General features: G+C 53.8%; 5 protein-coding genes. 2 read left to right on the plus strand and 3 right to left on the minus strand.

Going from position 1 to position 6,630, the window contains the following annotated elements:
* Positions 1 to 82: 82 nt before the first annotated feature.
* Complete coding sequence (gene wecB / locus B3Z49_RS06575; protein WP_349676365.1) at positions 83 to 1,204, minus strand: non-hydrolyzing UDP-N-acetylglucosamine 2-epimerase; 1,122 nt, start codon at positions 1,202 to 1,204, stop codon at positions 83 to 85.
* 299 nt (positions 1,205 to 1,503) lie between these two features.
* On the opposite strand from wecB, the gene B3Z49_RS06580 reads away from it, so the two are divergent.
* Entirely contained in the window at positions 1,504 to 2,091 is a 588-nt protein-coding gene (locus B3Z49_RS06580) for a hypothetical protein (protein ID WP_296989151.1), read from the plus strand.
* Positions 2,092 to 2,159: 68 nt separating this feature from the next.
* On the opposite strand, the gene B3Z49_RS06585 is transcribed toward B3Z49_RS06580, so the two are convergent.
* The gene (locus B3Z49_RS06585) at positions 2,160 to 3,953 is read right to left on the minus strand and encodes a chloride channel protein (protein WP_296989152.1); all 1,794 of its coding nucleotides are present in this window, start codon (positions 3,951 to 3,953) and stop codon (positions 2,160 to 2,162) included.
* A gap of 296 nt (positions 3,954 to 4,249) precedes the next feature.
* Between B3Z49_RS06585 and B3Z49_RS06590 the strand changes: the two genes are divergently transcribed.
* Positions 4,250 to 5,494 carry a multidrug effflux MFS transporter gene (locus B3Z49_RS06590; protein ID WP_008889567.1) on the plus strand — a complete coding sequence of 415 codons (1,245 nt, stop codon included), beginning with the start codon at positions 4,250 to 4,252 and terminating at the stop codon, positions 5,492 to 5,494.
* Positions 5,495 to 5,573: 79 nt separating this feature from the next.
* On the opposite strand, the gene B3Z49_RS06595 is transcribed toward B3Z49_RS06590, so the two are convergent.
* The coding region (locus tag B3Z49_RS06595) for a vitamin B12 dependent-methionine synthase activation domain-containing protein (protein WP_296989154.1) at positions 5,574 to 6,630 on the minus strand (1,057 nt) is incomplete at its 5' end.

Here is a 6,630-nt window from a genome sequence, read left to right on the forward strand (position 1 = left end):
GTCGTTCCATATTGACCCGACGATTTTTACATTCTGCACCACATTGCGGGCATCAACCAAGCCCTTCGCGGAAACGTTTGTATCAACCGGCTCTGGCCGGGAGGAGGGCTTCTAGTTCCCGAATAACACGCGACGCTGTCTTACCATCCCACAGCGGGATTTTGGCTGGCTGTCGTGTGCAACCGTCGGGAACATCTAGCGCAGACAACACCGCATGGCTCAACTGATCAAGTTCAACAAGCTGATTGGTTCCCTGCGTGATCGTGATTGGACGTTCGGTTGAATTGCGCAGCGTCAGGCATGGCACGCCCAGAAGGCTGGTTTCTTCCTGCACACCACCGGAGTCTGTTACGACAACGCCTGCGTCCTGCATCAAACTGGTAAATCCGACATACCCCATCGGCGGCAGCAAGCGAACACCGCCAGCACTTAGTGGCTCGATCAAATTTGATGTTCGAAGGCGCTTTTCGGTCCGGGGATGAAGAACAAAACAGATCTCCGCTTTGGTGGCGAGCGCCATCAACGCATGGCATATTTGATAGAGCCGATCGAGATCATCGACATTGCCTTGCCGATGAAGCGTTACAAGGACATAGCGACCTTTAGCGAGATTGAGTTTGCGGGCGCTTTCTTCCTGATCAATCGTTCCCTTCATCATTGCCAACGTATCAGCCATGATATTGCCGACACGCTTTATGCGGTCGGCCGTGATCCCCTCTGTCCGTAAATTTGCATCTGCATCCATTGACGGCGTCAGCAACAGATCTGCCTTGTGATCTATCTCGATACGGTTTTGCTCTTCGGGCATTTCAGGATCAAAGCATCTAAGACCCGCTTCCAGGTGAACAAGGGGCACGTTTATCTCAGTTGCAACGATGGCTGCGGCACGCGATGAATTCACATCCCCGACAACCAGAACCATGTCGGGTCGGTCTTCATGACAAAGTGCCTCATATGCCTGCATCATTCCGACAATGGGATCGCCATTTTCGAATAGCTCCCAGTTCAGGACATGATCAGGGTCCAGCAGTCCAAGCTCCCGCCAGATCGTCGAAGACATCGCGTCGTCGAAATGCTGGGCCGTATGGACAAAAGACGGACGAATTACTGGATGGTTCGCCAATCCGCACAACAGCGGCGCGATCTTCATGAAGTTGGGTCTGGCACCGGCAACGAGATGAAGCTTCATCTTATATCGATACATCCTGCATCTGGAAAAGCTTGGCCGTTTTCACATAGCCTAATAGATAAGTCCGGCTTCCCATAACCCTCTTTGGTATCGGTATTTTTTGCCGCAGGTCGTCACAGCTGCGGGATCAGAAATACCAAATAACATCATCAGCCTACTTCATGGTCTCTGTATGTGACTTGCTCACCCGCACTTTCAGCATCCATGGTCTGAAAATTGCTTTGATTTCCGATGGTAAGCATGTCTGACGCCCCCGGAGGCCTTCTGGGAGTACCGGCTGTGCTTTGTGCATCCCAGAAGAAAGGTATCTCGAAATGAGTGCTATTTTTGGATTGGGCAACGGGTTGCCGATATCAACCCGGGCCAGTTCTGCGGAACGGTCAGGTGCACACGAAAGTATCGAAAGTTTTAGCGCAGGTAGCGCTGCACCTGTTTCAGGCGTTGCGGCAATCGGATCTGAGGGTGGCTCCTCCAAAAGCCAACTTTCGGACGCGGTTCAAGCCGTCATGCTTGAATTCCAGAATATCGGAAGCGGGTCATCAAGCTTTGCTGCGGCCATGGACGCAGTCAAAGCAAATGACAGCGCAAACGGTATCAAGACCACTGATGATCCGGTCTTGTCGAATTCCGATCCGGCAAAAGATGATCCTGCACTTGCTGAGCAGGATGCCGAGGAGGAATTCAAGTCTGCCGCTCGTGACAGTTTCAATCTACCGACAAAAGACAAGGAACGTAACGAACAGGCTAGAATTGAGAAACGCAAAGAACGTCAGGAAATTGACGATGCAGCTCAACAGGCTGCAACGGATCTTCCAGAAAACGTTGCCGGTCTTGATAGCCGGGTTGCAGCCCAAGTCATGTCTGGTTCGCCAGCACGACAGCAACCTGCATTGGCCGCCTGATTACATCGGCCTATAACCTTGAACGGAGCAGCGCACATTAGCGCTGCTCTTTTTCATTGCGGATCGGATTAGAACAGCTTTGGTGGTGCGTCACCGCGTTCTTCGCTTTGCAGTTCCAGCAAGGCGTTGTTATAGGCCATCATCGCATCCTTTTCATGGACGAAGCCGATGATATGACGTTCCTCGGCGCTGTTAAGAACCGGCAGATGCTCTTCGCCGGTTTGCTCCATCAGTTTGATGGCCTTTTCGATATTGTCTGACCGGTACAACACCGGCGGCTTTGAACGGGCCACCTCGCCGGCCGTGACTTCGTCGCCAAGATTGGGATCAAAGGCAGCGTGGCGCAAATCGGTCAGTGTGATCGTTCCGTGCAGTTTGCCCTGATCATCAATGACAAAAAGTTCCGAATAGGGTGCGTTGATCAGCTTTTCACGGACAGTTGTCAGCCCCTCGGTCAGCGGGACGGTTTCGTATTCGCGCTTCATGATCTCGTCCACCTTGATCGTGCGCAGCAAGTTGACCTCCCTGCCCCAGCGCGTCGACAAACCACGACATTTCAATTGCCACTGGAAAAACGATCCGCCCTGGAACTGATCCATCACCACCGTCGCCAGAACAGATGCCACCATCACCGCAACCGTCAACGCATAGTCACCGGTCAATTCAAATATAATCAGGGTCGTTGAAATTGGCGCACCAAGGATGGCCGCGGCAACAGCCCCCATGCCAACCAGCGTGTAGGCCGAATAGCCAGATGATAGCTCGGGAAAGGCACTGGTTGCGATCATCCCGAAAGCCCCGCCCAGCATTGCACCAAGGAATAGTGCCGGGCTGAACATGCCGCCCGCAAAACCAAGCCCCATGCAGATCGAAACGGCAAAGCCCTTGGCAAGCAACAAGCCGATCAGGAAAGTCAGGCTGTAGCTTTCGTTAAGCGCATCGTTCATCGCCCCATAGCCGACACCGACAATCTGCGGAAAGACCAACGCAATCAGGCCAACAATCAGCCCGGCAACCGCCGGACGCAGCCAGAGCGGTGCATTGGTCCGATTTGCCGTTTTTTGTACGACCGGGATGGCACGCACGACCAGAACCGCCGCCACACCGGCAATAATGCCCAAAAGCGCAAAAGCCGGGAACTCCCAGAAAGACTGGATTTCATGCCCCGGGATCAGGAAGGCGACCTCATCGCCGTAATAGATGCGCGTTATGACCGTACCGGTAACCGATGCCAGCACAATCGGCGCAAAAGCAGTCAGGGCATAATGACCCAGTGCAACTTCGTGGGCAAAAAGGGCGCCTGCCAACGGAGCATTGAATGATGCCGCCACCGCTGATGCCACGCCACAGCCCAAAAGTGTTCGGGACGCAGAACGACGCAAATGAAGAATGCGGGCCAGCCACGCGCCAAATGATGCGCCCATATGGACAACCGGCCCTTCCCGGCCAAGGGATGCACCACTGCCAAGCGATACCGCACTGGCAATCGCACTTTTGATCCCGCAGCGGGTCGACATCCGCGCGTCATGGAATGATGCCGCATCGATCACATCGGCAACCCCGTGTGGCCGTTTTTCCGGCAGGAACTTGTAGATGAAAATCCCGACAATCAGACCGCCCACCGCCGGGGCCAGGATGAGTTGCCAGACGGGAATTTCACTGAGATGCCGGTGAAGGGCTTCTTCGCCAGTGCCGAAAAACAACGACTGGACAAGCAACAAGCCATCCCGAAACAGGATGGCACCGCCCCCGGCCAGTGCCCCGACAATCATTGCCAAAATCGACAGAACCAGTTGCTCGCTTTTGACGATGCGGCGCATGCGGTTCAAAAAGATGTTCGATTTCAAAAGCTTTTCAGCCATGTCAGCAATACCGGGGTTGGCGAATTGATTGTGCGTATGATCTTAGGATCAGCTTTTCCTGCGAATAAAGGGTAAAGACAAGAACCACCATGTTTAATTTCGCATTCCTGACGCCCGTTGATTGATCAGTATAGATATGCCACAACAAGTGACCCGGATTCAGCGCATCCCCAGTGCCGCGATCCCGTTTCAGAAAACCGTCATTGCCAAAATCATACGAAATACAGCATTCTGCCCGTCTCGCGTGAAAGCAGGGCCAGAAACGCCACCAATCGTTCTCAACGGAACCAAAAACAATGAATGACCACCGACCAACGGGCACACAGGCGGCGCGGCCGCTGCCCGGTCTTGTTGAATTTATCTGTCTGATGGCAATCACCATCGGGCTTGTTGCCCTGTCGATTGACAATCTGCTGCCGGCCTTTGGCCCAATCGCGCAAGACTTTGGCATCGAAGACGGCAACCGCATGCAGATGCTGATTTATGTCTTCATGATCGCGTTTGGCCTGATGCAGATCGTTTATGGCCCGCTTGCCGATAGTTTTGGTCGCCGCCCCACCCTGATCGCAGGACTTGGCATTTATTGCATCGGCACCGTGATGGCGATCTTTGCCGACAGCTATGAGCACCTTCTTATCGCGCGTTTCGTGCAGGGTCTTGGTGCGGCTGCACCGCGGGTTTTGACCATGGCGATCACGCGCGACTGTTTCGAAGGCCGCGAAATGGCGCGCGTCATGTCGTTTGTCATGATGGTGTTCATCATCCTGCCTGTGTTCGCCCCGGCATCAGGCAGCCTGATTCTGGCGCTGGCCAACTGGCATATGATTTTCGTCAGCACCTTGGTCCTCGCGATTGCGATTGTCTGCTGGTACCTGCTGCGCATGCCTGAAACCCTGCATCCGGAATATCGGCATAAATTGTCGATGCGTCGGATCGCACGCGACATCAAAACCACCGTCACCAATCGCCAGACATTCGGCTATGCCACGGCGATGGGCGTCATGTTTGCCTGCCTGATGGCCTATATCGGATCTGCCCAGCAAATCTTCGAAACCGAGGTTTACGGGCTTGGTGTCTGGTTCCCACTGGCGTTTGGCATGATTGCCGCCTGCATGAGTTTCTCGTCATTCATCAATGCGCGACTGGTACGCAAGATCGGCATGCACAAGATTTCTCATGTCGCGCTGTTCTTCTTGACCGCCAGCAGCCTGATCAATGTGCTGATTGCTCTGTGGTTTGACGGGCATCCACCCTTGTTCGTCTTTGGCATCGGCCTGACAACGATCCTGTTCTGTTTCTCACTGACCATGCCGAACTTCAACTCGCTTGCGATGGAGCCGGTCGGCGCGATTGCCGGTACTGCATCCTCGATCACGGGTGTTTACAGCACGTTGATCGGCGTCATTGCCGGCGGGATTATCGGGCAGCAGTTCAATGGCACTGTCATCCCGCTTCTGGTCGGTTACTTCGCGCTTGGCCTGATTGGCATTGTGATTGTTGGCATCACTGAACGCGGCAAGTTCTGCCACGCAACCCACTAGGCACACCGACATTCCTAACAACAAAAAAAGCCCCGCAGAGTGCAGTCTGCGGGGCTTTTCCTTGCGACCGGACAGGCGTTTATTTCGCCTGACGCGGATCGTAATTCAGGTTCGGTGCCAACCAACGTTCTGCCTCTGCCAGGGTCATGCCCTTACGCTCGGCATAGCTTTCCACCTGATCGCGTTCGATTTTACCAAGGCCGAAATACTTGGCATCTGGGTTAGCAAAATAAAAACCGCTGACCGATGAGGTTGGCGTCATGGCATAGCTTTCAGTCAGAGACACACCAACATTCTTCTCTGCATCCAGAAGATCCCAAAGAATGCCCTTTTCAGTGTGTTCCGGGCAGGCCGGATAACCCGGTGCCGGACGGATACCGCGATATTTTTCGGCAATCAGATCATCATTGCCAAGCGCCTCGTCCGGTGCATAGCCCCAAAGCTCCTTACGAACTTTTTCGTGCATATGCTCGGCAAAGGCCTCGGCAAAACGGTCACCCAGTGCCTTGACCAGGATGGCATTGTAATCATCATGCTCTGCTTCAAGCTTGGCAGAGATTTCTTCGACTTCCGGCCCGGCGGTAACAACAAAGGCACCGATATAGTCGGTCTTGCCGGTCTCTTTTGGCGCGATATAGTCGGCCAACGCGCGGTTCGGACGCTTGTTGTTTTCACGATACATCTGCTGACGCAGGGTATGGAGCATCACCGGCTCATTCTTCTCTGGCGCCGGGGTAACTTCGATATCATCACCGACCGAGTTGGCCGGCCACAGACCGACAACCGCCTTGGGCTTGAACCATTTTTCGGCAACGATTTTTTTAAGCATTTCCTGCGCGTCCGCATAAAGGCTACGCGCCGTTTCGCCGACCTTTTCATCCTTCAGGATATCGGGGAAACGCCCATGAAGTTCCCAGGTCTCGAAGAACGGTTTCCAGTCAAAGCGCGACACCAGTTCTTCAAGGTCGAAATCTTCAAACAGTGTGATACCGGGTTTAAGCGGAACCGGTGCTTCAAAGTTGTCCCAGTCAAGCTGAACCTTGTTGGCACGTGCATCGACAATCGAGAAACGCTTTTTCTGCAGTTGCTGTGCTGCATGCTTTTCAGCCATCGCGATATATTCGTTGCGAATTTCC

Source organism: Thalassospira sp. UBA1131, assembly GCF_002311515.1.
Taxonomy (GTDB): Bacteria; Pseudomonadota; Alphaproteobacteria; order Rhodospirillales; family Thalassospiraceae; genus Thalassospira.

Excerpts from the sequence above, each read along its gene's own strand:
- wecB (WP_349676365.1), bottom strand. The coding sequence starts at position 1,204 with ATGTATCGATATAAGATGAAGCTTCATCTCGTTGCCGGTGCCAGACCC.
- B3Z49_RS06580 (WP_296989151.1), top strand. The coding sequence starts at position 1,504 with ATGAGTGCTATTTTTGGATTGGGCAACGGGTTGCCGATATCAACCCGG.
- B3Z49_RS06585 (WP_296989152.1), bottom strand. The coding sequence starts at position 3,953 with ATGGCTGAAAAGCTTTTGAAATCGAACATCTTTTTGAACCGCATGCGC.
- B3Z49_RS06590 (WP_008889567.1), top strand. The coding sequence starts at position 4,250 with ATGAATGACCACCGACCAACGGGCACACAGGCGGCGCGGCCGCTGCCC.